Raw genomic sequence first — 26,492 nt, 5'->3', positions numbered from 1 at the left:
ATTTATCTAACTTATATTTATATTAGAGCCAGTATTTTACAAGCAAATGATGTTAAAAATTTTATTTATCCTTATAACATCCTCAACTTTAATTATTCAATTATTGGAATTCCATTATGAATTAATAGTATCTTAGTTATAATGTTAATTATTAGTACTATTATTAGTACTACATTATTTTATTTGTGAATTAATAAATTTTATTATAAAACAATTAAAGAACAAATAATAATGCAAATAAAGTAATATTTCTGCTAAATCTTAACAATAAATATTAAGCTGATTCATGGTAAAATATAAATATATATTTTAATATTTTAAAATAGGTGAGGTAAGATGGCATTCTTAAAAAGAATCGAAGCATATGGTTTTAAGTCATTTGCAGAACCTTTAACAATAGAATTTGATACTAATATTGTAGGTATTGTTGGCCCTAATGGTTCTGGGAAGTCTAATATTAATGATGCTATTCGTTGAGTTTTAGGTGAACAATCAGTTAAATCATTACGTGGTGAAAATAGTGAAGATATAATTTTTAATGGTGCTAAAGGAAAACAGCCATTAAATAGTGCTCAAGTTACTTTAGTTTTTGATAATACTAATAAAATATTTAAAGTTGATTTTAATGAAGTACAAATTACTAGAAAAACTTTTCGTAATAGTTCAGAAAATGAATATTACATTAATAAAGCTCGTGTTCGTTTAAAAGATGTACAAGAAATTATTATGGGTACAGGTTTAGCTAAAGGTTCACTTGCAATTATTAGTCAAGGTAATGTTTCACGATTTGCTGATTCTAAGCCAGAAGAAAGAAGAACTTTATTTGAAGAGGCTGCTGGTGTTTCAAAATACAAAAAGAGGAAAGAAGAGTCATTACGTAAATTAGAGCGTACTAATGAAAATTTAGTTCGAGTTAATGATATTATTAGTGAAATAAGTAGAAAAATTAAACCATTAGCAAAACAAGCACAGAAAGCTAAAACTTATGTTGAATTACGTGATAATTTAAAAAAATATGAAATTACTATTATTGTTAAAGATTTGGAGACATATCATAATCAATTAAAACTTACAACAGTCAGTATAAATGATAATGAAATTTTACAACAACAACTTAATTTAAATATTAGTAAGAATGAACAACAATTAAAATTTTTAAAAAATAAAAGTTATGATTTAGATAAAAACATTAATAGTTTAGAAATGAATTTATCTAATGTTAATAGTTTATTGCAAGTTTTAGAACAACAAAAATCGTTAATGAAAACAAAACAAAGTGAAATAAAAGATCAAACAGAAGTTGAAAAATTAAAAAATGAAATTGAAACTTTGCTTACTATTATTGAACAAAAAACTTTTTTACAAAAAAAAGAACAAGAAAATTTTGATAAAATTAATAATTTATTTGAAGAACTAAATGTTCAACATCAAGATTTAATTTTAGGACAAAATAATATTCATCGTGGTTTAGGTGAAAAAAAAGCACAATTAGAATCGGTAATTAATTATCAACAACGACAAAATCAAAAATATTTGGGTGTTCAAACAATTTTAAATAATAAAGATAAACTATATGGTATCATTGGAGTAGTGAGTGATTTAATTTCGGTGCCCGATCTTTATAGTGAAGCGATTGTTAAAGTATTGGGCAATACTTTAAAAAACATTGTTACGGCGACTAACAAAGATGCAACCAAGGCTGTTGAATTTTTAAAACAAAATAAAGCGGGAATTGCCACTTTTTTACCTTTAAATTCAATTCAAGTTCGAACAGCGACTAAAGAAGATGAAATTATTGTTAATAGTAAATCAGGTTATTTAAGTTTTGCTCATCATTTAGTTACAGCAGTTGATAATAGAATTCAGCCGATTATTAATTTTCTTTTAGGTCGTACTATTATTTGTGAAGACTTAGAAAGTGCAAGAGTTATTTCACAATTAATTGTTGCTAAATACCAATGTGTAACTTTAGATGGTCAATTAATTAAAGCTGGTGGTGCTATTGTTGGAGGTTATCAACATCAAAATAGTATTAATGTTTTTAAAGAAAAGTTAATAGTTTCTGAATTAAAAGAAGAAATTAAATCATTAGAACAACAATTAGTTAATATAAATGTCCAAAGAACAAGTATTGAAAGCGAATTAAATAATTATCAAGGTCAAAAGTTGACAATTACTTTAACAATAAATAAATTGATTAGTGAAATTAGTGATATCACTAATCAATCACAATTATTAACTACTCAATATCAAACATTAACTGGTAAAAAATTAGATATTGATACTACAAACCAATTAAATGATATTTTTATTCAATATGAAAATTCTAAATATGATCAAGCAACAATAAAAAGTCAACTACAATTAATTCGTAAACAGAAACATCAATTATTAGAACAAATGCAAAGTTTAGAAAATGAATTATATAGTTTAAATCAAGAACATTTTATGACTAGTGATAAATTAAATAATCAAAAGCTTGAACAAGTAAAAATGGAGTCAAAAGTAGAACAACATTTAAGACGTTTAGTTGAAACTTATAATTTAACTTATGAATATGCTAGAGAACATTATAGTGAACCATTAGCAGATGAACAACAAGCACGTAATTTGGTACAACAATTACGTAGTGAAATTGAAGATTTAGGATTTGTAAATATTAATGCTATTGAAGAATTTGAAAATGAAAATGAACGTTATTTACGTTTAAAAACTAAACATGATGAATTACAATTAGCATCACAATCGTTGTTAACAGCCATTGATGAAATGGATAATGTTATGGTAACGCAATTTGATGAAACAATCAAAGCTATTAATATGGTATTGCCCGAAACATTTCAAAATTTATTTGGTGGAGGAACTTGTAGTTTACGATATACATCACCTGATGATATTTTAAATACAGGTGTGGAAGTGCTTGCTAATCCTCCTGGTAAAAGAATTAGTAATTTAAACTTATTATCAGGTGGTGAAAAATCATTAGTTGCATTAGCAGTATTATTTGCTATTTTAAAAGTCAAGCCGTTGCCATTGACAATATTAGATGAGGTTGAAGCACCATTGGATCCAGCAAATTTAGAGCGTTTTGCTAGATATGTTCGTACTTTTTCACAATATACACAATTTATTATTGTTACTCATCGTCCAGGCACAATGGAAAATTGTGATGTATTATATGGTACAACTATGCAAAATCAAGGAATTACGAAAATGGTAGCCATTAAATTAGCAGATGCTAAAAAAATTATTGAAAGTGATAAATCAGCGAAAAATGTTAATTATGTCGTTTAAATTTTATGTTATATTAAAAAGGTGGTTAGCCCTAAATACTGGACCACTTTTGGATAGACAGTTTTAAATTTTTATTTGTGAAATTGGTGGTTTTAGAAATTTAGAATGTATTCTTTCGTAATTATAAAACATAATATATTGGTTTACATCATTTATAGCTTCATTGAGAGAAAAATATTGATTTGAACCTTTAGGTAGTCATTCTTGAGATAAATGAGAAAATCAGTTTTCAGATATTACATTGCCACCAATATCATAAGGTTGTTTTTTGCTTAAAATTATTTGCTTATCAGCAGCTCAATTTGTGATGTCTTGACAATAAAATTCGTTGGCGTTATCTGAGTGTAAAATAACGTTTTTTACTTGGTTTCAAGAGAATTGTTGATTTATTTTTTCAAGTGCAGGAAGGATTAAATCTTGATAGGATTTGTTTGAACATGTATTATAGCTTACAATATTATTTGAATAAAAATCAATAATTACAAAAAGATATAATCAACCTTCTTTAGTATTTATTTGTTTAGTGTCCATTGATCAAATTTGATTTGAAGAGGTTGTACTTTTATAATCTTTGTTTACTTTATCCATTGTAGGTATTCACTTATTTGGATTTTTTTTGTTTTTAGGATAGTTATTTTTAGTTTGTTTTAATCCTTGAAGATTGTGATCTTTCATAATTTTTCGCATTTGTTTTGTTGATAATTCTAGATTTAAAATAATATGTTTGTATTGTTTTAATCATTCTTTAAATGCTGAAAAAATTCGTAAATAGCCATAAATTTGTCCTTTTCTTGTAAAATGAAATTCAAGTAAAAGTTGGCATAATTCTTGATATTTATGTGTACAATTACTAATTTGATTTTTTTCTTTTTTAATAGGGTTTTGTTTGTTTTTTACAAAATAATATGTTGATCGGTTTAGTTGAAGATGTTGGCAAAGATATCTAATTGAATATTGGTTTTTGCTATCATCAATAATTTGAATTTTTTGTTTGATATTTAACTTGTTAATTACTAATGCTATTTGTTTAATTTTATCCATTATTAAAAATCCTTTCATGTCAAAATTAGTGTTAATTGTATAACACAATTGTTTTTCGAATACATTCAAGTTTTTTTTAAATTAATGGTCTAGTAAAAAGGGCTAAGTAGCCCTAATAGATTTCAAAAAATAAGAAAGATTTGTAATATGGCTACTGGTGGCTGTTTGATTAGTAGTGGTGTTGCTATGGGTATAAATAATGATTTTAATAATTCTTATGCAGTACCTACTATAATTGCTGGTGCAAGTGAGATTATTAATACTTTATTATTACCGTTAGGAAATACACATAATAATACAGAATTACAAGAAATATTTACAGATGAAAGAACAAGATTAATTAATTCTAGTGTTAATGATTATCAAAGTACAGATGACAGTATGGTTGATGTTGATTTAAATGATGATAGTATGTCGGAGATTAATTTAGATAGAGCAAGTTTAAATTGGGATTATTCTTATGCTTATACATTAGGTGGTGTTTAAAATGAAAAAAGATAAATGAAAAAATATGTCAAGACAAAAGTTGCATAAGAAAAAGGCAAAAAGAAATTTTGAACAAAGATTATATGAAAATATGAGTTTTGATAGTTTTTTAGGAGGTAGAAAATAATGGTTAAATGAATAGTTGTGATAATTGCTGTGCTTGGTACTGCTTGGGCTTTTAAAGGTACTATTAAAAAAATAATTTGAAAATTTAAACATAAAAAACACAACGTAATTGACCCAGATTGTTGGTATTGTAAAGAACAAAAGCGTAAAGAAAGAGCAAGAAAAGAATTAGAGGAGGGAGGTGATTAGAATGCCCGCAGGTTTAACCGCACTATTAAATATGATTGGAGGTATTGGCCAAAAATTATTAGAATCTTTTAGTTATGTATTTGATTGAGTATTTGCTGGTGACTCAATTATGACAAATTGACCGAGGCTTTTTAGTAATCTGTGTTTCTTTGTTTTACAAAGTACTAGTTCAGATTAATTCTGTCTTCAAATTTTATCATAAAATGAGCAATTGCTGTATTTCAATTTTGAATAGGCAATGTTCATTTTTTTGTGATATTTTCAATTGCTAAGTAAAAAATTTTAAAAACTGCCATATCATTAGGAAAAACTTTTTTATTTCTAATAACTTTTCGTAATTGGCTATTAACAGATTCAATAGCATTTGTAGTATAAATTACCCTTTTAATTTCTGCTGGATAACTAATAAAAACCATTAAATTTTCTCAATTTTTATATCAAGATTTAGCAATTTGTGGATATTGTTTATTTCATTTACTTTCAAATGATTCTAAAGCTTGCATTGCTTGTTCTTCACTACATGCTGTATAAATTGGCTTTAAATCGATAACTAGAGACTTTCGATGTTTGTATGAAACATATTTTAAGCTATTTCTAATTTGATGAACTATGCATAATTGATGTTCAGTTTTAGGATAAACTGATTGTATTGCCTCTGACATGCCTGTTAAATTATCACTACAAGCAATAAGAATATCATTTAAGCCTCGATTTTTCATTTCTGTAAAATTATTTAATCAGAATTTAGCACCTTCATTTTCACTAATTCATAAACCTAAAACATCTTTTTTACCTTCTAAATCAACTCCTAAAGCTATATAAACTGATTTGTTAATAATACGTTTATCCTGACGTACTTTAACTACGATACAATCAAAATAAATGATTGGATAAACACTATCTAATGGACGATTTTGCCATGCTTTGACATCATCAATGACATCATCAGTAATTTGACTAATTACGCTTTCGCTAATATCTGCGCCATCATATAACTCTTGCAACTGCATTCTAATATCTGATAAAGTCATACCTTTTGCATATAGTGAAAGAACTTGTTGATCAAAACCATCAAATCTTCTCTGTCTTTTTGTGATTATTACTGGTTCAAAATTACTATTACGATCTCTTGGTACATCAATTTCAATTTTACCTTGTTGAGTTATTAATTTTTTTGATGTTGTACCATTACGAACATTGTCATTATTACTGCGTTGATTTCTTTCGTGTCCTAAATAATTTTGCATCTCAGAATTCAACATTTTTTCTACCAATCGTTTAGTTAATTCTTTATATAAGCCTCCTTCTTTAAAAACTGTTGTTAAATCCTCAGTATTTTCTAATAATAAATCTACTGCTTTTGATATTGGATCATTGTTATTAAGATTATCTTTTTTAGCCATCTGTAACTCACTCTTTCTAGATATATAAATTATATTTACTAGAATTAATTAAACATAGTTATTTTTGTAAGTCACACAGATTACTAAACATTCCCAATTGACCGGTTTTAATTCCAATATTTATGATGGTTTTAGTATTTATTAAAGAATTCATAGGACATATTATTCGTGGATTTAGATAGGAAAAAATAAAGTTATTTTAGGAGGTAATAGTTATGATTAAATTATTTTTTGCAATAATTTTTGTTTTTCCTTTATTAGGTAAACTTTTACTTTCTTTAAATAATATTGTGCAAAATATTTTGCAAAGTTATATTACTGATTTTTCCGGTTTACATAATTTATCTTTGGTTATTAAAAGTTTTATTTTTGGTGATAGTTCACAACAAATAGTTTCTATGCCAGCACCATTGTTAGCAATTATTTTAGTACTTTTTACTTTTTCATTAATTTTAAAATTATTAAAAATAATATAGGATTAGTTTATTATGGGTGTTGCTTTTATTTCAAAAATTTTAGAATTATTTGGACAAATCTTTATGAAATTTTGAAATTTGCCAATGGCAGATTTAGGTTTTAATTTAGGAACTTTTGTTGTCTTTATTCTTTTAATGAAGTTTGCTATGTCAGTTTTTTTAAATATTGATATTCAGCCAGTTTCTACATCGGGTACTGTAAAGAAAAGTTATAAAAATATTAAAGGTAGTTCGAAATTTGTTGGTAAGCAAATTGCTAAGGTTCATAGAAAACGTATTGATAGACTAAAATCAAAAAATAAAAAAGAAGGTAAGTTTAGAGGTGGTGCTGGTGGCAATAAGTTTACTGGAACATTTTAATTGCTGAGGAGGAGTTGATAATTAGTTATGAGTGGCTTTGTGAATAGTATATTACATTTAATTTTTATATTTTCTAGTACAGATATTCAAATATTTTTAAATCAACCAAATATTACTAATGAAGTTTATATTTTGTTTAATTTGACTTTTTGGTTAGTATTAGGTGTATTTTTAATTTTATTTATCGTGGTATTAAATTTATTTTTAGGTCATTGTTTGGGTAGGTGGTATTTATGAGTGTTTGAGATATTTACAATAAAATACATCAATGTATAGTTGATTACTGAACTATGTTTATAGGTAGTCCAGTTGATGATTTTACTACTATTTTATGAAATTTAGTAGTTTATGGAACTCAATTTTTTATTGGATTTATTATATTTTATGGTTCATGGTGAATTTTAAAATGTTTATTTGGTAAATAATTATGTGATTTAAGTTTGTTAAATTATTTTTTGTTGTAAATAGTACTGTTCAAGCACCCACTAGTTTAATTGTTTCTAATGCACCTAGTGAAAGTAATTATACTATAACTAGCGATATGGTTAAACCCGTTAAATATAATGATTTTAATGATTGAGCAACTATTCCTTGAAATTCTGCTTATTTTGATGTTGGTCAACCAGATTTAAAATTAGTTTCTGCTGTTGTGCATAAAACTACTGATACTCCTTATTCAATTCAATTTCATTCTGATGTGGTAGGTAATTTTGATAGGCGAGTTAGTGACTTGTCTACAAATTATGATTTTACACAACAAAACTTAGACCAGTTATCTCTTATTTTATTTAATAATAATTATATACAAACTGATAAGTCTAATGAGTTAGTTTTTTGAAATTATAATGTTTCTAATAATTTAAGTTTTAAGTTGACTTTTGAAATTACAAAACCTTTGAGTTTTTATATACAAGGTTTTATGTTTTATATTTCTGCTGAATATTTTAGTTATTTTTCTTCTATTTATACATTTTCATTTTTAGATTATGAAGGTAATATTCGTTATAATTTTAAAGGTGTATTAAATGATAAAGATAGTGTTTATAATTTAGGAAAATATAATTTTGTTACTATGCCGGTTCGTGTTCCCAATTTAAAGCATTTAACAATTGATTTTGATTTATCTTCATTAACTAATCGTGACGGTTTGCATGTTAAATTTGGTCAGATGAATATTTTTTCTTCCAAAGATATTGTTCCAGTACCACCAAATAGTCCTTTTAACCCTGATTATGAACGTGTTAGTTGATATGATGTCTTTGGACATTTACGTAATGCTTTTAGATGAGTGCTTTATGGTGTTGTTGGTAAAGTTTTACCAGTAGAACCATTAAGACAGTTTCTTTTTACAACAGATAGTTTATTACGACATATTTTTTCAGATACGATTAGTACTGCTTTAAATGTTGATATTGTTAGTGGAATAGAAAATATTATACCTTTATGATTATTTGTTAGAGCAATTAGTTTAATTATAGGTTAGGAGTTTTATTTATGCCCTGATATGGTTATGTGTTATTAGTTATAGGTTTGATTATAATTATTTATCCAATTTGTATAACTATTCGTAATGTTAAAATTTTAAAACGAGTTGGTAGTTATATTATTTCAGCACCACCACGTACTGGTAAATCTGCTCTTGCTTGTTGTTTAGCACAAACTCATAAAAAACGAGTAGTTAGTCCTTTTCCTATTAAATTAAAAAATGGTTATTCTTATTTGGTTAATTATAATGATGTTTTTACTTTTAATCAATTAGCAAGTAATTATGCTTTTGAAGAAGAAGATTTAATAATTTTAGATGAATTAGCATTAAAGATAAATTCTAATGATTTAGGAGTACAGTTTAAAAATCAACAAGAAAGTTTAGGCCAATTTTGTAAGTTAATAGGTCATATGTTTAATGGTACGATGTATTTGATTGAACAACACCCTAATAGAATACCAGTACAAGCAAGAGAAAAAGTAGAGTATGTTGTGCAAATTAAAAGAATGCGTTTTTTGGGCTTTGTTGTTATATTTAATCTTAATTTATATACTAATATTGATGATTATAATAAAGTAGTGTTTTCACGACGTAGAACAAAGAAAATGATTAAAAAAGGCATTATGCCTCCAAGTTATAGTGGTGAAGCAATGGCTATGACTTTATTTTTTCCTAGACACTGCTTAAAAAGGTATAATTCACGTGCTTTACATTATGTGCATGAACTTAAAAGTGAATTGTCACCTAAAAAATACCTTAAAGAAGCAAGTAGTATTGATATGACTTATACTGATATTAAGTCTGCTGGTTTAGATAAATTAGATAATATTTTAAAGAAGAAAGAAAAAAAATAATGATAAATAAAAAAAAATAATGTTAAAATAAAAATAAAAAAAAGGATAAAAATATATGGAAAATAATATTAATAAAAATGAGGCAAGTTTTGAATTAAGTAAAAATAATAATTTAGAAAAAAATGATACTTTATTAATTGCAGAAAAAATTAAAAATACTGGTACTATTTCTCTTACAAAAATAATTAGTAATCAAAATACAGATTTGGAAAAATATTTATCAATATCTAGTGAATATTTGAATTTACAAAGTAAATTTGATAATTTAAAAAAAGAATTTTTAAGTTATTTAGAAGGTGAACAATGAAATGAAGTAATATTAACTGTTTCAAATGTAGCTAGTAATTAAGAAAATAAAAGATAATAATTGAAATCTTTTATTTAAAACTACAAGTTTAGATAGTAATAGATGATTAAAGTTAGCAGTTAAAGGTGAAAAAAATGAATTATTTAATTTTTGAAAAATTGTTAATTTGATTATTAATAGATTATAAAAAATAAAGTTATAGCCACAGCGAACCTGCTGTGGCTATATTTTATTAATGTTTTATTAATTAATTGCGGGTGAGCCACGTAGTGGCGAGGGACGTAGTCCCTATATACTTGATTTAATATAATTTAGAGGGGTATTTATTATGGATTTTTATACTATACTTTGAATATTTTTAATATCATTAACTATTAATTTTATTTTCTTTATGATAGCTTTTATTTTTAAAACTGCTATTTTAACTGATATTATTTATTGTTTAAGTTTTATTTGTTTAAGTGTGATCATCGTTGCGTGAAAGCAAAATTTTAGTCCTGTCCAAATTTCGTTGTTTGTTTTTTATAATATTTGAGCTCTAAGATTAGGTAGTTTTTTATTATTAAAAATTATTAAACATAAGGTTGAATATCGTTTTGATAAAATTATTATTAATTTTTGAAAATTTAGTATTTTTTCAATTTTACAAGGAATTTCAGTTTTTATGATTAGTATTCCTACGGTTTTTGCATTAAGTCTTGATATTGTTTATTTTAATAGTACATTTAATAATTACTTACTTATTTTTATTATGCTTGCTATTTTATTTTTAGTTATTGAGACAATTGCAGATTGACAAAAGTTTGGATTTTCCTTAAAGAAAAAACACGATTTATTTTTTATTAATTATGGTTTATGAAAAGATTGTCGTCACCCTAATTATTTAGCAGAAATTGGGTTTTGATATATGATGACAGCATTGTTTATTTGTGATTTATTATTTAAAAATATTAATAGTGATATAAATTATTTATTTCATTTATTATGATTATTAAGTCCGTTGTATTTTAATGTTGTAGTAATTAATATTACCGACATACCAATATGAGAAGTAAAACAATGACAAAGGTTCCACTGTAATGAAGATTATTATAAATATTTAAATGAAACTAGTTGTGTAATGTGTTATATAGGTAAAAAAGGTCCAATTAATAAAGTGAAAAAATTAATATATAAAAAATAAGAACATATGTTCTTATTTTTTATATATTAATTTATTAAATTCTTTTTATTGCACTATTAACAAAATCTTCATTTGGATCAAATTTAGTTTCGTTATTAATATTTCATAATTTTTCTTGCTCTGTTTTAGTAACTTTATTAGGCATTTGTATATCAAGAATAACATGTAAATCACCACGTTTACTACTATTAGGGTAATAGAATCCTTGATTTTTTAAAGTAATTTTGTCACCGTATTGTAGTCCTAATGGTAATTTATGTTTAATTATTCCTTCAAAGTTAGGAATCATAATAATATTTCCCAAAATAATATCTAAGTAAGATACTGGTAATTTAATATACATATCACTACCTTGACGATCTAAGAAAGCGTGTCGCTTAATATTAATACCAACAAATAAATCGCCTTGAGTGCCACCATTATGACCAATTTTACCTTTACCTTTAATTCTAATTTGTTGACCATCAAAAATACTGCGAGGAATATCAAATTCTAATTTTTGATTTTCAATATAATAGCGATGTCCTTTGCATTTTAAACATTTTTGACGAATAATTTTACCAAGTCCTTGACATTGGTTGCAAACACCTTGATGTCTAAACATACCTAATGGTGATTGTTGAACATATTCAAGAACTCCTTTACCTTTACATTTATCACATGTACTAATATCATTAGGAGTTCTAGCACCAGTTTCTTTACAATCCTTACAAGCAACATCAATGTTAATACTAATGGTCATTTTTTTGCCAAAGAATACATCACGATAACTAATTTCAACTTTTGTTAGTATATTATCACCTGGTGTTTTACCATTATAGCGTTGTTGTTGTTGTCTTCTATTACCACCAAATAAGTCACCAAATAAGTCACCAAATGCCGAACTAAAGTCACCGAAACCACCAAAGCCACCGAAACCAGAAGAACTACCAACTCCGGGCATATCATGACCAAATTGATCATATTTTGCTCTTTTATTAGTATCAGATAAAACTTGATAAGCTTCACTTATTTCTTTAAATCGAGTTTCATCACCACCACTTGGTGAATCGGGATGATATTTTTTTGCAAGCGTGCGAAACGCTTTCTTAATTTCATCTGGAGTAGCATTACGTGAAACTCCTAGAATTTCATAATAATCACGTTTTTTACTTGCCATTTTGTCCACCTCTAATTATTTTATTTAGTTGTTGCGTCAACATCAATAACATCATCACTTTTATTATCATCTTTTTTAATATGATCTGTTGGTTCTTGTTTTTGTTGGTTCATAAATTGTTGTGCAGCAGCAAATGCTTGTTTTAATTGTTCTAGTTTTTCTTTTAAATCATCATATTTTTTTTCATCTAGTGATTTTTGTAAGTCATCACGTAGTTTTTTCATTTCAGCAATTTGTGGATTTTCTGCTTCGCCTTCTTTTGCTGATTTAGTAACTTCAGCAGTCATTTTATCAATATCATAAATATAGGCTTGTGCTTGATTAGATAATTCAATTTCTTCTTTATGTTTTTCATCGTTTTCACGATTCTTTTCAGCATCTTGTACCATTTTTTCAATTTCGTCTTTACTTAAAGTACCACTATTGCTAATAGTAATTTTTTGTTCTTTATTAGTTTTTAGATCTTTAGCACTAACAGATACAATACCATTAACATCGATATCAAAAGTAACTTCAATTTGTGGAACACCTCTTGGTGCTGGTTCGATACCACTTAATTGGAAACGACCCAGTGAATGATTATCTTTAGCTAGTGGACGTTCTCCTTGTAAAACACTAATATCAACAGCCGGTTGATTGTCTTCAGCGGTTGAAAAAACTTGTGACTTTTTAGTAGGAACAGTAGTATTACGAGAGATTAATGGCGTCATTACTCCTCCTAAAGTTTCAATACCTAATGATAAAGGAGTTACATCTAATAGTAAAACGTCAGTAACATCACCCGATAATACTCCTCCTTGAATAGCAGCACCCAAAGCTACTACTTCATCAGGGTTAACACCACGATGTGGTTCTTTACCAATTTCGTTTTTAATAACTTCTTGCACAGCTGGGATTCTTGTTGAACCACCAACTAAAATAACTTCATCAATTTCATTTTTGCTTAATTTAGCTTCTTTTAAGGCATCACGAACAGGAGCAATAGTTCTTTCAACTAGTGATTTTGTTAGTTCATTAAATTTGGCACGTGTTAATTTTTCATTTAAATGTAATGGACCTGAGGCATTCATTGAAATAAATGGTAATGAAATATCAGCTTGTACTACTCCTGATAAGTCTTTTTTTGCTTTTTCAGCAGCATCTTTTAAACGTTGCATTGCCATTTTATCTTTTGATAAGTCAACACCATTACTTTTTTTGAATTCACTAACTAAATGTTGAACAATTAAGGCATCAAAGTCGTCACCACCAAGTTTGTTATCACCACTAGTTGATAATACTTCAAATGTTCCACCTGCTAATTCTAGAACTGAAACGTCAAATGTTCCACCACCTAAGTCAAATACTAAAATTTTGTGATCTTTATCTTGTTTGTCTAAACCATAAGCGATGGCAGCAGCAGTTGGTTCGTTAATAATTCTTTCTACTTTTAATCCTGCAATAATTCCTGCATTTTTAGTAGCTTCACGTTGTTCATTGTTAAAGTAAGCAGGAACAGTAATAACTGCTTTTGATATTTTTTTACCTAATTTTGATTCAGCAAAAGTTTTAATAGTGCGTAAAATTTCTGCAGATACTTCTTCTGGTTTACGTGTTTTAGTAGCGGCTTTAACTGTTTCTTTAGTTCCCATAATTCTTTTAATTGAACTAACAGTATTATCTGGATCAGTAATAGCTTGGCGTTTAGCAACTTCACCAACCATAATTTGACCATCTTTGTAAGCAACAACTGATGGTGTTGTTCTTCCACCTTCGGCATTTTCAATAACTTTTGGCTTATCACCTTCCATTACGGCAACACATGAATTAGTTGTTCCTAGATCGATTCCTAAAATGATTTCTTTATTTGTTGTTTTATTTGTAGACATAATATTTTCACTCCTTAATTTTTCTTTGTTTCTGTTTTTTCTTCTTTAGTTTGAAAAACTTTAACTTTAGTAGTGCTAATGACACGATTATGCAATTCATAACCATTAGCTATAACTTCAACAATAGTATTATTTTTTACATTTTGATAAGCATTGTTTGTATTATCATTAATAATTTCTACTGCCTCATGTTGGTGAGAATTAAATTGATCTCCAACTTTAGCAGTAATTTCTTTTAAACCTTCTTTACCAAGTGCTTTAATTAATTCTTCATAGATAAATTTAAAACCAACTAGGAAATTTTGAACAGCTGCATTATCAGTTTTAAAGTTTAGTGCTCGTTGGAAATTTAATAAAGTATGAACTAAATCTTTAATAATTTTTTGGTTAGCATATTTAATGTGTTCTTTATTTTGAATTTCTAACTCTTTAATGGTATTTAATCTAGTAGCTAGCATTAATTGCTTTTGTTGTGAATTAATTTTATTAAGTTCTGTTGTTAATTCTTTAATTTTTGTTTCTAATTCGATTTCTTTATTTAATGATATTTTTTTTTCTTCGACACTTACTGGTGTTTCAGTAACAGGAGTTGAAATAGTTGTATCTTTAGTTTCTGTTACTGATACGTTATCAATGTTATCTTTTTTAGCTTTTGTCATTTTATCATCTCATTTCTATTTAAAGTTTTTAATCAATGTTTGATTAATCCAATTTAGAATTTCAGTTAGTTTTTCATATTCTAAACGTTTAGGTCCAACAATTGCAATTTGTCCTTGTTCACCATCATGAACTTTAAAAGTAGTAGTAATCATTGCCATATCGTTATTTTCATTACCCAGTTCTTCACCAATTTTAATTTGTAGTTGATTATTATTTAATTCATCAAAATACATTCATGGTGATTGTGATTCAATGAATTTAATAATTGTTTTAACCTTATTAATATCATTAAATTCAGGATTTTCTAACATATATTGAACACCGTGTGTTGTTGATAGTAGTCGTGAGAAATTAATTAAAGTGTTAACAAATCCTTGAATAATATATTCTGATTTTTGTACTTGTTGTTCAAGGATTGGTTTTAATAAATTTACTTTCTCACTAATTTCACTAATTTTAGTACCAATTAATCTGGTGTTAAAAATATCAATGGCAATTGATAAATCGGTTAATGATGTTTCTTGAATATTAAACATTTTGTTTTGAACATGACCATTACTAGTAATACAAATTGTTAAAGCATTATCATTACTAATCGGTATTAATTCAATTTTTTTTAAAGTATCTTCATTAATATTAGGACCAGTAACAATACTAATCAAATTAGTCATTTCACTTAAAATACTACTAGTTTTATTTAATACTTCGGTAATTACTAAGTTACGGTTATTAAATACTTCTGCTATTTTTTTCTTCAAGATTTCTAGTTCTTGATGTTCACCCATATTCATTAAATTATCAACATAATAGCGATAACCTTTTGTTGAAGGAATACGACCACTAGAGCTATGTGCTTTTTCTAATAATCCTAATGTTTCTAATTCAACACATTCATTACGAATAGTAGCACTAGAAAAATTAATATTGTTATTATTTTCTAAAATAGTTTTGCTACCAATTGGTAATCCTGTTTTAATATATTTTTCAACAATAATTTTTAAAATTTGTGATTGTCTGTTACTTAACATTGTTCACCACCTTTTTTAGCATTCATTAACCTTGAATGCCAATACTTATATAATTATAACTGAGAGTGTAATAATATCAAGACTTAATTGAATTTTATTTTTTTACTGAGAATAAACATATTGTCTTTATTGATAGTAATTACCATTCGTTTGTGGGGTATTAGTTCTTCTTTAATAATAGCTTGTGCGATAATAGTTTCAATATAGTGTTGAATATAGCGTTTAATTGGTCGTGCGCCATATTCTTCATCATAAGCATCTTTTAGTATTTTATTAACTATTTCTGATTCATAAGATAATTGTAAATTTTTTTCTTGTCTTAATCGCAATAATAAAGTATCTAATTCTTTAATAATAATTTCTGTTATTACTTTTTTACTTAATGGATTGAAGATAATAATTTCATCAATTCGATTAATAAATTCTGGTCGAAATGATTTTTTTAAGATATTTAATGCTTGTTCTTTGCTGTTATCTTTACCACTTAATAGTTCTTGTGAACCAAGATTTGAAGTCATAATAATTATTGTGTTTTTAAAGTCAATTAAGAGACCATGACTGTCTGTAATTCTACCTTCATCAAGAATTTGTAATAAAATATTTAATACTTCAGGATGGGCTTTTTCGATTTCATCAAAAAGAATGATACTATAAGGATTTCTTCTTACTTTTTCGGTTAATTGTCCACCGTTTTCATAACCAACATAGCCAGGAGGTGAACCTAGTAATTTGCTAACTGCGTGTTTTTCCATAAATTCTGACATATCAATACGAACCATATTTTTTTCGCTATCAAATAAAATATCAGCTAAGGTTCTGGCAACTTCAGTTTTTCCAACACCGGTTGGACCCAAGAAAATAAATGAACCAATTGGGTGATTGGGATCTTTAATGCCAGCACGAGCTCTAATTAAAGCATCACTTACCAACTGTAGGGCATTACTTTGACCTTTAATTCTCGTATTTAAAGTTAAGGGTAATTTTAATAATTTTTCTTTTTCGGTTGCTAATAAACGAGTAACAGGAATGCCAGTTCATTTTGCAACAACTTTTGCAATATCTTCACTAGTAACATCTTCGCGTAGTAAAGGATTATCTTTTTTTATATTTTCACTATCTTTAAGTTCTTTTTCTAAGTTGGGAATAATACTATATTGTAGTTCACCAGCTTTTGTAAAATTACCTGATAATTGATACAATTCTAATTCTGATTTAGCATTTTCTAATTTATTTTTTAAACTAGTAATATGGTCTAATGCTGACTTTTCTTTGATTCATTTATCTTCTAATTGTTGTAAAGTATTTTTTTTAGTTTTTAATTGTTTATCGACTTCAATTAGTCTTGTTTGCGAGTTTTCATCTTTTTCTTTGCTTAAGGCTGCTTGTTCAATTTTTAATTGTAAGACTTTTCTTCTTATATCATCTAAATCACTAGGAACCGAAGCAATTTCAGTTTTAATACTAGCACAAGCTTCATCAATTAAGTCAATTGCTTTATCAGGTAAGTAACGATCATTAATATATTTATTAGATAGATAAACAGCTTCTCGTAATGCACTATCATGAATTTTTACACCATGATAAGCTTCAAAACGTTCTTTTAAACCACGTAAGATAGCAGTTGTATCTTCTGTTGTTGGTTCTTTAATAATCATCTTACGAAATCTTCGTTCAAGGGCTGCATCTTTTTCAATGTATTGACGATATTCGTCAAGTGTTGTGGCACCAATACAACGTAGTTCACCACGTGCTAACATTGGTTTTAGTAAATTAGAAGCATCCATTGAACCTTGTGTTCTACCAGCACCAACAATTAAATGTAGTTCATCAATAAATAAAATAATTTTTCCATTAGAATTTTTAATTTGGTTAATAACCGCTTTTAATCGTTCTTCAAACTCACCTTGGAATTTAGCGCCAGCAATTAGTGCTCCCATATCTAGTTCATAAATAATTTTATCTTTTAAGTTACTAGGAACATCACCACGAACAATACGTTGGGCTAAACCTTCAATAATAGCAGTTTTACCAATACCAGGTAAACCGATTAAGACGGGGTTGTTTTTAGTTTTTCGTGAGAGTATTTCTTCTACTTTACGAATATCTTCATCACGTCCAATAATAGGATCCATTTTTCCTGTTTTAGCTTGTACAATTAGATTACGAGCAAATTTATCAAGAATTTTAGGATCATTACTATAGTTAGGGATTTCATTTAATTGCATAATGTCACTCCTCTTTTTAGCACTATAATTACTTGATTGCTAATCATATTAATATACTAACAAATAAAATTAGCAGTTTCAAGTAGTAACTGCTAATTTTATATTTAATTGACTTAGGGATAAGTATTTTCAATTAAAGAAACTTAATATAATATTAATATTTGTGATAGATCTTGTAGGTATTTTAGATCTTAAATATATATTTCTCGTGTAAATAATATATATCATATTTTTAAAAGAATTGATATACTAATTACATAATTGCTAGATAAAAATAAATAATAGTAATTTAATAACTTTTAAATATTAAATTTATAAGGAAATATTATGAAACAATTTAAACAAAAATTAATTTTATTACTTAGTGCTAGCAGTTTATTAGTAACCTCAGTATTAAGTATTAGTTTTAATAATAAAAATCATCAAACTAGTAATAGTAAAGTTAGCGACTTTCATATTACTGTTAAGTCATCAAATCGTAACTTAGTTAATAGTATTAAATCTTGAAATAATGATTCACAATATTTATATAATAATGTTAAAAGTACACCATTAAATGTTAATTTTGATAGTTATGATCAAATTATTAATAATGATTGAACACATAGTAATATTAAAACCAATGATATTATTAATGATCAAGGTTATAGTCAATTAAAAAGTATTATTAATGATAATAGTAGTTATTTTAAAAATGCACAAGGTTTTCTTACTGCGGGTGCTTTTGGTCATACTTTTAATGAAAAAAGTAATAATTTAATTTTACAATATCATCAAACAATTAAAGAAAGTATTGATGCAGGACTTTTTGCAACAATATATGAAGCAAGTGACATTAATACTTTAATGGAAGTTCCATATAATTTACAACCAAGTACTAATTTTCAAAAATCTAATTTTGAAACGCGTGCTAAAATATTTCCAATTGGACCATTTGCAAATACTAAGGATAGTTTTAGTAATGAAATATTTGTTTTTTATGTGCATCCTCCTTTTAAAAAATCAGGATTAGAAATTTCTATTAATAATAAAAACAGAGAAATGAAAAAAAATGTTAAAACTAATAGTAATAAAACTTTTGACTATGCTATTTTAAACCAAGATTATAGTAAAAATAAGCCCACTATATATAATGTTAAATGAAATGATAGTGATGGTAGTACTGTTTTAAGACAAGAAACACTTACTATTAATAGTTCTATGCCAGAAATTCAAGTTATTAATGAAAAAGAAGATAAATCTTCATTAATTCATCAATATTTTATTAATGATGAAAAAAATAGTAATTTACAAATGATTGCTTTTAGTCAAATTAAATCAGAAGCTGTTATTACTGCTAATGTTAGTGAAGATAAATGAATATATCAGCGTGTTGATGATAATCTTGTTCCACAAGAAGAAAAGGTAACACCTATTTCAAATCAACCATTAAAAACATATCAATCTGAAGATCATACTATTTATTTATTACAAAGAATAGTAAATGATAAAGTTGATAGTTCTTCAAGACAATATTTAAATATTTATAATATTAATCCTTTATCAACTAAATTTTCTGGTTTTACTAATTTTGCTAATAGTCAATCTGGTATTCATTTTAATCAGTATTTACAAGAAACCACTAATATAGATTGTGCAATTGATGTACTAAATCCAGGTCAATTACGTTATTGATTATTGTTTTATGAGCACGATTTAATTACTCATTTATATGCTAATGTTAAACATGATGAAAAAAATAAAAATAACCCTTTTGCCTTACCAGAAATAAAACTAAAAACAACAACTTTAATTAATAATTGAAATATTATAATTATTGGTAGTACTTTTTTATTAGTTATTATTGCTATTCCAGTAGTTATAGCAATATTAAGAAGAAAGAAAATTAAAAAGTAAGCAGTTTGGGGTAAGTCTAGTCATTATAGATATAGTTTACTAAATTTTAATCATATAGATAGTATAAAAATTTATGTAATATTGATAAAAATAATTAAATTTTCTATACTAAATATAGAAAATATGATATTATTTTTTTAAAACTTAATATAAATTTTAAACTCATTACTTATTCAAAAGTAAATGAGTTTTTTTTATTTTTTTTTAAAAAAGGAGAAGTTAATAATGACTTGATTAGAAGTAGAAAAGGCAATTGCAGATTTAGATGAAAGACAAAAAGATGAAACTAATTTTATATTAGTTGATAGTAATTATCATCCAGAAATGACTAAGAAAAAATACAAATACTGAAAAAAATTTAAAACAAAGCATTCAACAACAGCAAAAACATTAAAAATTATTTGTGCGTCTACTAAAGGACTTGTTAAGGGGGCTTATGAAGGGATTCCTGAAGGTGCTGTTAGAGGTACTATTATTGGTGCTGCTGGTGTTTTGGTTACAACTTTTTTTGTATCTCCACCTGCCGGCATTATTGTTGCAGGAACTGCTGTTGCTGGTGGTGTTACTTATGCAGTTGTTAAAGGTAGTCATGTAGCTATTATAAAAGGAAAAGTAGCAGCAAAAAAATTTGATGAAAAGAAAAAAGTACAAAAACAAGATTTAGAAGAAGCGCAAAAACAGGCAATAAATTCTAATACAGATTTACAAAATAAAACAAAAACTAAATCAAAAAAATCAATTAATTTATAGGATAGGTAATTTTTAATTTCATTAAATTGTGGAAAACTATTTTTATTTTTATTTTAAATTTTTGTATTAAAATAAGTGTTATTTAATAAATATAAATCTTATTTAATTATTGATAAAAGCATGTTAAAATTGTAAAGAATTATATTATAGAAGAGGATAAGTATGGAAAATAAAAACCAAGAAGTTAATTTTGAAAATAATAGTGAAAATACATTTCCAAGAACTAAGTTTTTGATAAGTGTTGGCTATTTAATAATACAAGTATTAATTCCAGGAATTATTCTTTTTTTTACTACTAGTACTGATTTTACTTTTACTTTTAAATTACCTTTTTGAATAATGGTACTTTCTAGTTTAAGTTTAATCCTATTTACTTTTATTATAACCTTTATTACATATAAGTTAAAATTACATCAATTAGATCAATTTACATATAGTATTCCATTTGCTTTTGTTTTATCATTATTTTATTTGTCAGGATACTTTTTAACTCCTCAACAAATTTTAATACGTTTTATTATTTCAATCGCTGGTGCTGTTATTGGTATTTTTTTAACGAGTATTATTTTATTATTAGTATTAAGAAAAAAAACAAAAAAATCATATATTAAGATATAATAATTGAAAGAAAATAGCTTTAATAATAAATTAATTTAATTATAAAAGTTACCAACTGAGGTAACTTTTTATTTTATTTATAGTAACTTTAATTTTTTTTGTTTTTTTTGTGTGTTGTTTTTGTTGATCTAATTTATTTGCTTCTTTTTTTATTGAAGAAAAATCTTGAATCTTATTTACTTTTTTATTGATTTTATATCCTTGTTTTAATATTTGATATTCTGGTCTAGATTTTACATAACTACTGCCTTTATCAACAATATATTTACCACCTTTAGCAATTACAATACCACCAGCAGTTGCTTCTAATATATTCATTAATGATACTTCTGGATTTAATACTGCATTTAATACACCAGCACCACAAATTAATGATGTTCCAACTTTAGTTTTATTTTTATCTTTATTTTTTACAGCTTTTTTAATTTGATAACCTGCTATTCCTCCGGCTACAGCACCAATCGCAATGTTGGTAACAGGCACTGGATTTGTTCATGAAAGACCGTCAATTGCTCCTAATCCAGCACCAAACAACGGTAAATAATCAATTGTTTCATTAATGATATTTTTATCTTTAGCCATCTCTTTTAATCTTCCTTTCTAAAAATAAAAAAACTCATTTACTTTTGAATAAGTAATGAGTTAAAAACTTATATTAAGTTTAGAAAAATAATATCATAATTTTAATAATAATTATAAAAAAATATTAATTACATAATTTAGTGTAGATATCATTATAGTTATATTAATTATTAAATATTAAAGATATATTTTTTATTTTCTTTTTTTAGTAATTTTTATATTTAAATTATGTGTATAATTCTAAATTTTGTATTGCTTTTAATAAAAAATACTTTATAATATTTAAGACTGTTTATGCAGTTTCAACCGCTCTACTTTAGGTTAACAAGTGATTTATTCCACCTATAAGGCGAGTCTAAACTGGAGGTAATAAGAAAAATGTTTGTAGTTATTCAAACAGGAGGAAAACAAATTAATGTTTCCTATGGTCAAGAAATTTTTGTTGAAAAACTTGTTGGCAAAGCTAAAGATAAAATTATTTTTGACAAAATATTGATGATTGATCAACAATTCGGTAAACCTTTCCTAAAAGGTGCTGAAGTTCATGGTGAGATTATTAAACAAGATAAATCAAAAAAGATTCGAGTGTTTAAATATAAACCTAAGAAAAATTCAAAAACAATGTATGGACACCGTCAGCCATATACAAAGGTATTAATTACTGATATTTTACTTGCTGGTAAAAGTCTTGTTGATAAGAAGGCAGAACAATCAAAACCAGTAATTAAGGATGAAGTAAAAAAAGAAGTAATTTCTGAAGTAGTAACTCCTATTATTAAAGAGCCAAAATCAGTACTTAGTAAAGTAAAAAAAGAACTTACAAAAGAAAAAGTTGTTAAAACTAAATCAGTTGTTAAGGATAATATTACAGAACCAGATAGCACTAAAACTGTTGTTAGTGAAGGTAATTTAAAAACTATTTTTGATCATAAAAATATGACTGTTAAAGTTGTTAAAGAAGATGATGAAAATAATAAAAAATAATTTAAGGTAATATTAAATTATGGTTAAAGTTACTTATAATTACCAAAATAGTAACATTGTAGAAGTTATAATTACTGGTCATGCTAATTTTTCAAAAATTGGAAATGATATTGTTTGTGCAGGGATTTCAGCCATTGTTATTGGTACATTAAATGCACTTCATGAACTTGATCATTATCAAGTTCAAGTAATTAATAATACTGCTGGATTAGTTAAACTTAAAGTTGCTAGTTTCACTAATAATAGTCAAATCATTTTAAAAACAATGCTTTGACAATTAAAAACTATTAAAGAACAATATCCAAAATATATTAACATAAAGGAGGTGTAATTATGTTTTATAAATTAAATTTACAATTATTTGCTTCAAAAAAAGGAGTGGGTTCAACTCGTAATGGTCGTGATTCACATTCTAAACGTTTAGGTGCTAAAATTGGTGATGGACAAAGTTTAAAAGAGGGAACAATTATTTATCGTCAACGTGGAACTAAAATTCACCCTGGTGAAAATGTAGGGCGTGGTGGTGATGATACCTTATTTGCTTTAAAATCAGGAATTGTTAAGTATACCATTTTTAAAAAAAATAAAACACGAGTTTCAGTTATACTTGATAAAAAGTAAAAATAAATTTTTAATAATAAAAACCTATTTTCAATGCTATCATATTTTGAAGATAAGTTTTGTTTGTTTATTTTATGTTTAATGATATGATAGGAGAAAATAATGAAACATATTACTTTAATAATTACTGGTAGTATTGCAACAAACAAAGCCTTAATTTTATTAAAACAATTAAAAAAAGAATTTTTAGTTGATATTATTTGTACTAAAAGTTCTTTACATTTTCTAGAAGATAAAACATTTTCTTATTATTCTGAAATGTTTGAACAAGAATCATATGTTAAAGGAGATTTAATTACTCACACTAATTTAGCAATTAAAACAAATTTAATTGTTGTTTATCCTGCTACTATGAGTTTTATTAGTAAAGCAAATTTAGCAATTGCTGATAGTTTAGCATTATCAGTATTTTTAGCTTCCAAAGCAGAAAAGATATTATTTCCAGCAATGAATCATAATATGTATCACAATCAAAGTTTTCAAAAAAATTTATTAGAATTATCTAATTTTGAAAATATTACTATTATTCCTCCAGATTCAGGAATGTTAGCCTGTAAGATGATTGGTGATGGACGGGTTAAAAGTCCAGATAATGCATTAACAATAATTAAAGATTTTTTTAAAAAAAGTATTGATTTATCTAATAAAAAAATTTTAATTAATATTGGTCGTACTAGAACTTATATTGATCCAATTCGTTATATTACTAATAATTCTTCAGGAAAAATGGGTAAAGCATTAGTAGATGCTTTTCTTAAAACTGACGCTAAAGTAGTATTAGTTGCAGGTGATTGTGATTTTGAAATTAAATCGCAAAAAAACCTAACTATTATTGAAGCAAATACTAATGAAAAAATGTTCTTAGAAATGAAAGAAAACTTTGATAATGCTGATATTGTAATATGTGCTGCTGCTTTAAATGATTATAAAGTAAGTAAATATATTCCTAATAAAATAATTAAAAATAAAATTGAAAATTTATCTTTATCACTGATTGCTAATATTGATGTATTGGCATTTTTAGGTAAGCAGAAAACAAAACAAGTTTTAATTGGTTTTGCTGCTCAAGAATTTAATGATAAAAATCTTGGTATCGAAAAAATGAAAATTAAAAATTGTGATGGTATTTGTATTAATAATATTAGTGTTATGGGTAAAAATGACACAGAAATTAATTTTTATTTTAAAAATAATAATTATAATTTAATTGGTTGAAAAGTGGAAGTTGCTAAACAGATAGTTGATATTATAAGTAAGAATATTTTAAATTATTAATATAATAAAAATAGAATTTATTGCGAGGCTTTTTAGTAATCTGTGTTTCTTTGTTTTACAAAGTACTAGTTCAGATTAATTCTGTCTTCAAATTTTATCATAAAATGAGCAATTGCTGTATTTCAATTTTGAATAGGCAATGTTCATTTTTTTGTGATATTTTCAATTGCTAAGTAAAAAATTTTAAAAACTGCCATATCATTAGGAAAAACTTTTTTATTTCTAATAACTTTTCGTAATTGGCTATGGTGGTTGCTACTTAGCCCTTTTTACTAGACCATTAATTTAAAAAAAACTTGAATGTATTCGAAAAACAATTGTGTTATACAATTAACACTAATTTTGACATGAAAGGATTTTTAATAATGGATAAAATTAAACAAATAGCATTAGTAATTAACAAGTTAAATATCAAACAAAAAATTCAAATTATTGATGATAGCAAAAACCAATATTCAATTAGATATCTTTGCCAACATCTTCAACTAAACCGATCAACATATTATTTTGTAAAAAACAAACAAAACCCTATTAAAAAAGAAAAAAATCAAATTAGTAATTGTACACATAAATATCAAGAATTATGCCAACTTTTACTTGAATTTCATTTTACAAGAAAAGGACAAATTTATGGCTATTTACGAATTTTTTCAGCATTTAAAGAATGATTAAAACAATACAAACATATTATTTTAAATCTAGAATTATCAACAAAACAAATGCGAAAAATTATGAAAGATCACAATCTTCAAGGATTAAAACAAACTAAAAATAACTATCCTAAAAACAAAAAAAATCCAAATAAGTGAATACCTACAATGGATAAAGTAAACAAAGATTATAAAAGTACAACCTCTTCAAATCAAATTTGATCAATGGACACTAAACAAATAAATACTAAAGAAGGTTGATTATATCTTTTTGTAATTATTGATTTTTATTCAAATAATATTGTAAGCTATAATACATGTTCAAACAAATCCTATCAAGATTTAATCCTTCCTGCACTTGAAAAAATAAATCAACAATTCTCTTGAAACCAAGTAAAAAACGTTATTTTACACTCAGATAACGCCAACGAATTTTATTGTCAAGACATCACAAATTGAGCTGCTGATAAGCAAATAATTTTAAGCAAAAAACAACCTTATGATATTGGTGGCAATGTAATATCTGAAAACTGATTTTCTCATTTATCTCAAGAATGACTACCTAAAGGTTCAAATCAATATTTTTCTCTCAATGAAGCTATAAATGATGTAAACCAATATATTATGTTTTATAATTACGAAAGAATACATTCTAAATTTCTAAAACCACCAATTTCACAAATAAAAATTTAAAACTGTCTATCCAAAAGTGGTCCAGTATTTAGGGCTAACCACCAAGTAGCAAGTAGCAAAGAAGCCGGTAAACTTACTGCTTATTATAAAGTACTTGAATTTATATAAAAAGGTGAATTTGATTAATGAAATTATTTTATATCTTATTAAGAATATTAATTTTACCAATATTTTTATTATTATCTTTAATCTCTATTCCTTATAATTTACTAGCATTTATTTTATTTGGAAAATTTAAAATTCAGTTTGAAATGACATGAAAAGAGGAGAGTAAATAA

Annotated in this window: 27 protein-coding genes, 2 pseudogenes and 1 other annotated feature; of the genes and pseudogenes, 20 read left to right on the top strand and 9 right to left on the bottom strand. The window is 25.7% G+C overall.

The features are described 5' to 3' along the window. Positions 1–336: 336 nt before the first annotated feature. The gene (locus tag SPIRDC1_RS07415) at positions 337–3,294 is read left to right on the top strand and encodes an SMC hinge domain-related protein (protein WP_174481234.1); all 2,958 of its coding nucleotides are present in this window, start codon (positions 337–339) and stop codon (positions 3,292–3,294) included. A 63-nt stretch (positions 3,295–3,357) separates the two neighbouring features. Here the strand turns inward: SPIRDC1_RS07415 and SPIRDC1_RS07410 are convergent, their stop codons facing one another. Beyond that, complete coding sequence (locus SPIRDC1_RS07410; protein WP_174479968.1) at positions 3,358–4,353, bottom strand: IS3 family transposase; 996 nt, start codon at positions 4,351–4,353, stop codon at positions 3,358–3,360. Positions 4,354–4,482: 129 nt separating this feature from the next. On the opposite strand from SPIRDC1_RS07410, the gene SPIRDC1_RS07405 reads away from it, so the two are divergent. Genes SPIRDC1_RS07405 through SPIRDC1_RS07395 form a run of 4 tightly spaced genes read left to right on the top strand, consistent with a single transcriptional unit; the run spans position 4,483 to position 5,314 of the window. Continuing rightward, on the top strand, positions 4,483–4,821 hold the full coding sequence (locus tag SPIRDC1_RS07405; RefSeq protein WP_174481233.1) for a hypothetical protein: 339 nt from the start codon (positions 4,483–4,485) through the stop codon (positions 4,819–4,821). A gap of 1 nt (position 4,822) precedes the next feature. Further along, complete coding sequence (locus SPIRDC1_RS10360; protein ID WP_255495984.1) at positions 4,823–4,948, top strand: hypothetical protein; 126 nt, start codon at positions 4,823–4,825, stop codon at positions 4,946–4,948. Further along, the gene (locus SPIRDC1_RS07400) at positions 4,948–5,136 is read left to right on the top strand and encodes a hypothetical protein (RefSeq protein WP_174481232.1); all 189 of its coding nucleotides are present in this window, start codon (positions 4,948–4,950) and stop codon (positions 5,134–5,136) included. Before SPIRDC1_RS10360 ends, SPIRDC1_RS07400 begins: the two co-directional genes overlap by 1 nt. A 1-nt stretch (position 5,137) precedes the next feature. After that, positions 5,138–5,314 (top strand): hypothetical protein, encoded by a 177-nt coding sequence (locus SPIRDC1_RS07395; protein ID WP_174481231.1) that lies wholly within the window; start codon positions 5,138–5,140, stop codon positions 5,312–5,314. On the opposite strand, the gene SPIRDC1_RS07390 is transcribed toward SPIRDC1_RS07395, so the two are convergent. Next, a complete protein-coding gene (locus tag SPIRDC1_RS07390; protein ID WP_174479940.1) occupies positions 5,301–6,539 on the bottom strand; it encodes an IS256 family transposase in 1,239 nt (412 codons plus the stop codon). The two genes, SPIRDC1_RS07395 and SPIRDC1_RS07390, sit on opposite strands and share 14 nt — an antisense overlap. A gap of 215 nt (positions 6,540–6,754) precedes the next feature. On the opposite strand from SPIRDC1_RS07390, the gene SPIRDC1_RS07385 reads away from it, so the two are divergent. The 7 genes from SPIRDC1_RS07385 (at position 6,755) to SPIRDC1_RS07355 (ending at position 11,205) form a co-directional block, all read left to right on the top strand. After that, complete coding sequence (locus tag SPIRDC1_RS07385) at positions 6,755–7,015, top strand: hypothetical protein (RefSeq protein ID WP_174481230.1); 261 nt, start codon at positions 6,755–6,757, stop codon at positions 7,013–7,015. Between the two features lie 12 nt (positions 7,016–7,027). Next, positions 7,028–7,375, top strand: coding sequence for a hypothetical protein (locus tag SPIRDC1_RS07380; protein WP_174481229.1), 348 nt, complete (start codon positions 7,028–7,030; stop codon positions 7,373–7,375). A gap of 233 nt (positions 7,376–7,608) precedes the next feature. Beyond that, positions 7,609–7,800, top strand: a complete 192-nt coding sequence (locus SPIRDC1_RS07375) for a hypothetical protein (RefSeq protein ID WP_174481228.1) — start codon at positions 7,609–7,611, stop codon at positions 7,798–7,800. Between the two features lie 2 nt (positions 7,801–7,802). Beyond that, complete coding sequence (locus SPIRDC1_RS07370) at positions 7,803–8,858, top strand: hypothetical protein (protein WP_174481227.1); 1,056 nt, start codon at positions 7,803–7,805, stop codon at positions 8,856–8,858. An 11-nt stretch (positions 8,859–8,869) separates the two neighbouring features. Then, on the top strand, positions 8,870–9,715 hold the full coding sequence (locus SPIRDC1_RS07365) for a hypothetical protein (protein ID WP_174481226.1): 846 nt from the start codon (positions 8,870–8,872) through the stop codon (positions 9,713–9,715). Positions 9,716–9,770: 55 nt separating this feature from the next. Then, on the top strand, positions 9,771–10,064 hold the full coding sequence (locus SPIRDC1_RS07360; protein WP_174481225.1) for a hypothetical protein: 294 nt from the start codon (positions 9,771–9,773) through the stop codon (positions 10,062–10,064). 286 nt (positions 10,065–10,350) lie between these two features. Next, positions 10,351–11,205, top strand: coding sequence for a DUF1295 domain-containing protein (locus tag SPIRDC1_RS07355; protein ID WP_174481224.1), 855 nt, complete (start codon positions 10,351–10,353; stop codon positions 11,203–11,205). Positions 11,206–11,239: 34 nt separating this feature from the next. Here SPIRDC1_RS07355 and SPIRDC1_RS10075 read toward each other — a convergent pair whose 3' ends face one another. The 5 genes from SPIRDC1_RS10075 to SPIRDC1_RS07330 form a co-directional block, all read right to left on the bottom strand. Then, a complete protein-coding gene (locus SPIRDC1_RS10075) occupies positions 11,240–12,364 on the bottom strand; it encodes a DnaJ C-terminal domain-containing protein (protein WP_174481223.1) in 1,125 nt (374 codons plus the stop codon). Between the two features lie 20 nt (positions 12,365–12,384). Further along, positions 12,385–14,232, bottom strand: a complete 1,848-nt coding sequence (gene dnaK / locus SPIRDC1_RS07345) for a molecular chaperone DnaK (protein WP_174481222.1) — start codon at positions 14,230–14,232, stop codon at positions 12,385–12,387. Positions 14,233–14,246: 14 nt separating this feature from the next. Further along, positions 14,247–14,891, bottom strand: coding sequence for a nucleotide exchange factor GrpE (locus tag SPIRDC1_RS07340; protein WP_174481221.1), 645 nt, complete (start codon positions 14,889–14,891; stop codon positions 14,247–14,249). A gap of 15 nt (positions 14,892–14,906) precedes the next feature. Beyond that, positions 14,907–15,920, bottom strand: a complete 1,014-nt coding sequence (gene hrcA, locus SPIRDC1_RS07335; RefSeq protein WP_174481220.1) for a heat-inducible transcriptional repressor HrcA — start codon at positions 15,918–15,920, stop codon at positions 14,907–14,909. Between the two features lie 83 nt (positions 15,921–16,003). Next, complete coding sequence (locus tag SPIRDC1_RS07330) at positions 16,004–18,145, bottom strand: ATP-dependent Clp protease ATP-binding subunit (protein ID WP_174481219.1); 2,142 nt, start codon at positions 18,143–18,145, stop codon at positions 16,004–16,006. A 327-nt stretch (positions 18,146–18,472) separates the two neighbouring features. Between SPIRDC1_RS07330 and SPIRDC1_RS07325 the strand changes: the two genes are divergently transcribed. The 3 genes from SPIRDC1_RS07325 to SPIRDC1_RS07315 all read left to right on the top strand — a co-directional run bounded on the left by SPIRDC1_RS07325 (position 18,473) and on the right by SPIRDC1_RS07315 (position 21,409). After that, complete coding sequence (locus tag SPIRDC1_RS07325; RefSeq protein ID WP_174481218.1) at positions 18,473–20,041, top strand: hypothetical protein; 1,569 nt, start codon at positions 18,473–18,475, stop codon at positions 20,039–20,041. Between the two features lie 225 nt (positions 20,042–20,266). Then, a complete protein-coding gene (locus SPIRDC1_RS07320) occupies positions 20,267–20,791 on the top strand; it encodes a hypothetical protein (protein WP_174481217.1) in 525 nt (174 codons plus the stop codon). A gap of 162 nt (positions 20,792–20,953) precedes the next feature. After that, a complete protein-coding gene (locus tag SPIRDC1_RS07315) occupies positions 20,954–21,409 on the top strand; it encodes a DxFTY motif-containing membrane protein (RefSeq protein WP_174481216.1) in 456 nt (151 codons plus the stop codon). 48 nt (positions 21,410–21,457) lie between these two features. On the opposite strand, the gene SPIRDC1_RS07310 is transcribed toward SPIRDC1_RS07315, so the two are convergent. Continuing rightward, entirely contained in the window at positions 21,458–21,991 is a 534-nt protein-coding gene (locus SPIRDC1_RS07310; RefSeq protein WP_174481215.1) for a hypothetical protein, read from the bottom strand. Positions 21,992–22,285: 294 nt separating this feature from the next. After that, positions 22,286–22,358: a sequence feature (ribosomal protein L21 leader region), on the top strand. An 11-nt stretch (positions 22,359–22,369) separates the two neighbouring features. Here SPIRDC1_RS07310 and rplU point away from each other — a divergent pair. The 4 genes and pseudogenes from rplU to coaBC all read left to right on the top strand — a co-directional run. Then, positions 22,370–22,660, top strand: a pseudogene (gene rplU, locus SPIRDC1_RS10065) (50S ribosomal protein L21); the annotation flags it as partial. Between the two features lie 334 nt (positions 22,661–22,994). Then, positions 22,995–23,306, top strand: coding sequence for a ribosomal-processing cysteine protease Prp (locus tag SPIRDC1_RS07300; protein ID WP_174481213.1), 312 nt, complete (start codon positions 22,995–22,997; stop codon positions 23,304–23,306). A 2-nt stretch (positions 23,307–23,308) separates the two neighbouring features. Then, positions 23,309–23,596 carry a 50S ribosomal protein L27 gene (gene rpmA, locus SPIRDC1_RS07295; protein WP_174481212.1) on the top strand — a complete coding sequence of 96 codons (288 nt, stop codon included), beginning with the start codon at positions 23,309–23,311 and terminating at the stop codon, positions 23,594–23,596. Positions 23,597–23,698: 102 nt separating this feature from the next. Then, positions 23,699–24,871, top strand: coding sequence for a bifunctional phosphopantothenoylcysteine decarboxylase/phosphopantothenate--cysteine ligase CoaBC (coaBC, locus tag SPIRDC1_RS07290; protein WP_174481211.1), 1,173 nt, complete (start codon positions 23,699–23,701; stop codon positions 24,869–24,871). 65 nt (positions 24,872–24,936) lie between these two features. On the opposite strand, the pseudogene SPIRDC1_RS10355 reads toward coaBC, so the two are convergent. Then, positions 24,937–25,119, bottom strand: a pseudogene (locus tag SPIRDC1_RS10355) (IS256 family transposase); the annotation flags it as partial. 99 nt (positions 25,120–25,218) lie between these two features. On the opposite strand from SPIRDC1_RS10355, the gene SPIRDC1_RS07285 reads away from it, so the two are divergent. Next, positions 25,219–26,214 (top strand): IS3 family transposase, encoded by a 996-nt coding sequence (locus tag SPIRDC1_RS07285; RefSeq protein ID WP_174479968.1) that lies wholly within the window; start codon positions 25,219–25,221, stop codon positions 26,212–26,214. Positions 26,215–26,492 lie beyond the last annotated feature (278 nt).

This window comes from Spiroplasma endosymbiont of Danaus chrysippus (genome assembly GCF_902809815.1).
In the GTDB taxonomy this organism is placed as follows: domain Bacteria; phylum Bacillota_I; class Bacilli_A; order Mycoplasmatales; family VBWQ01; genus Spiroplasma_E.
This window is presented reverse-complemented; position numbering and strand designations above follow the sequence as displayed.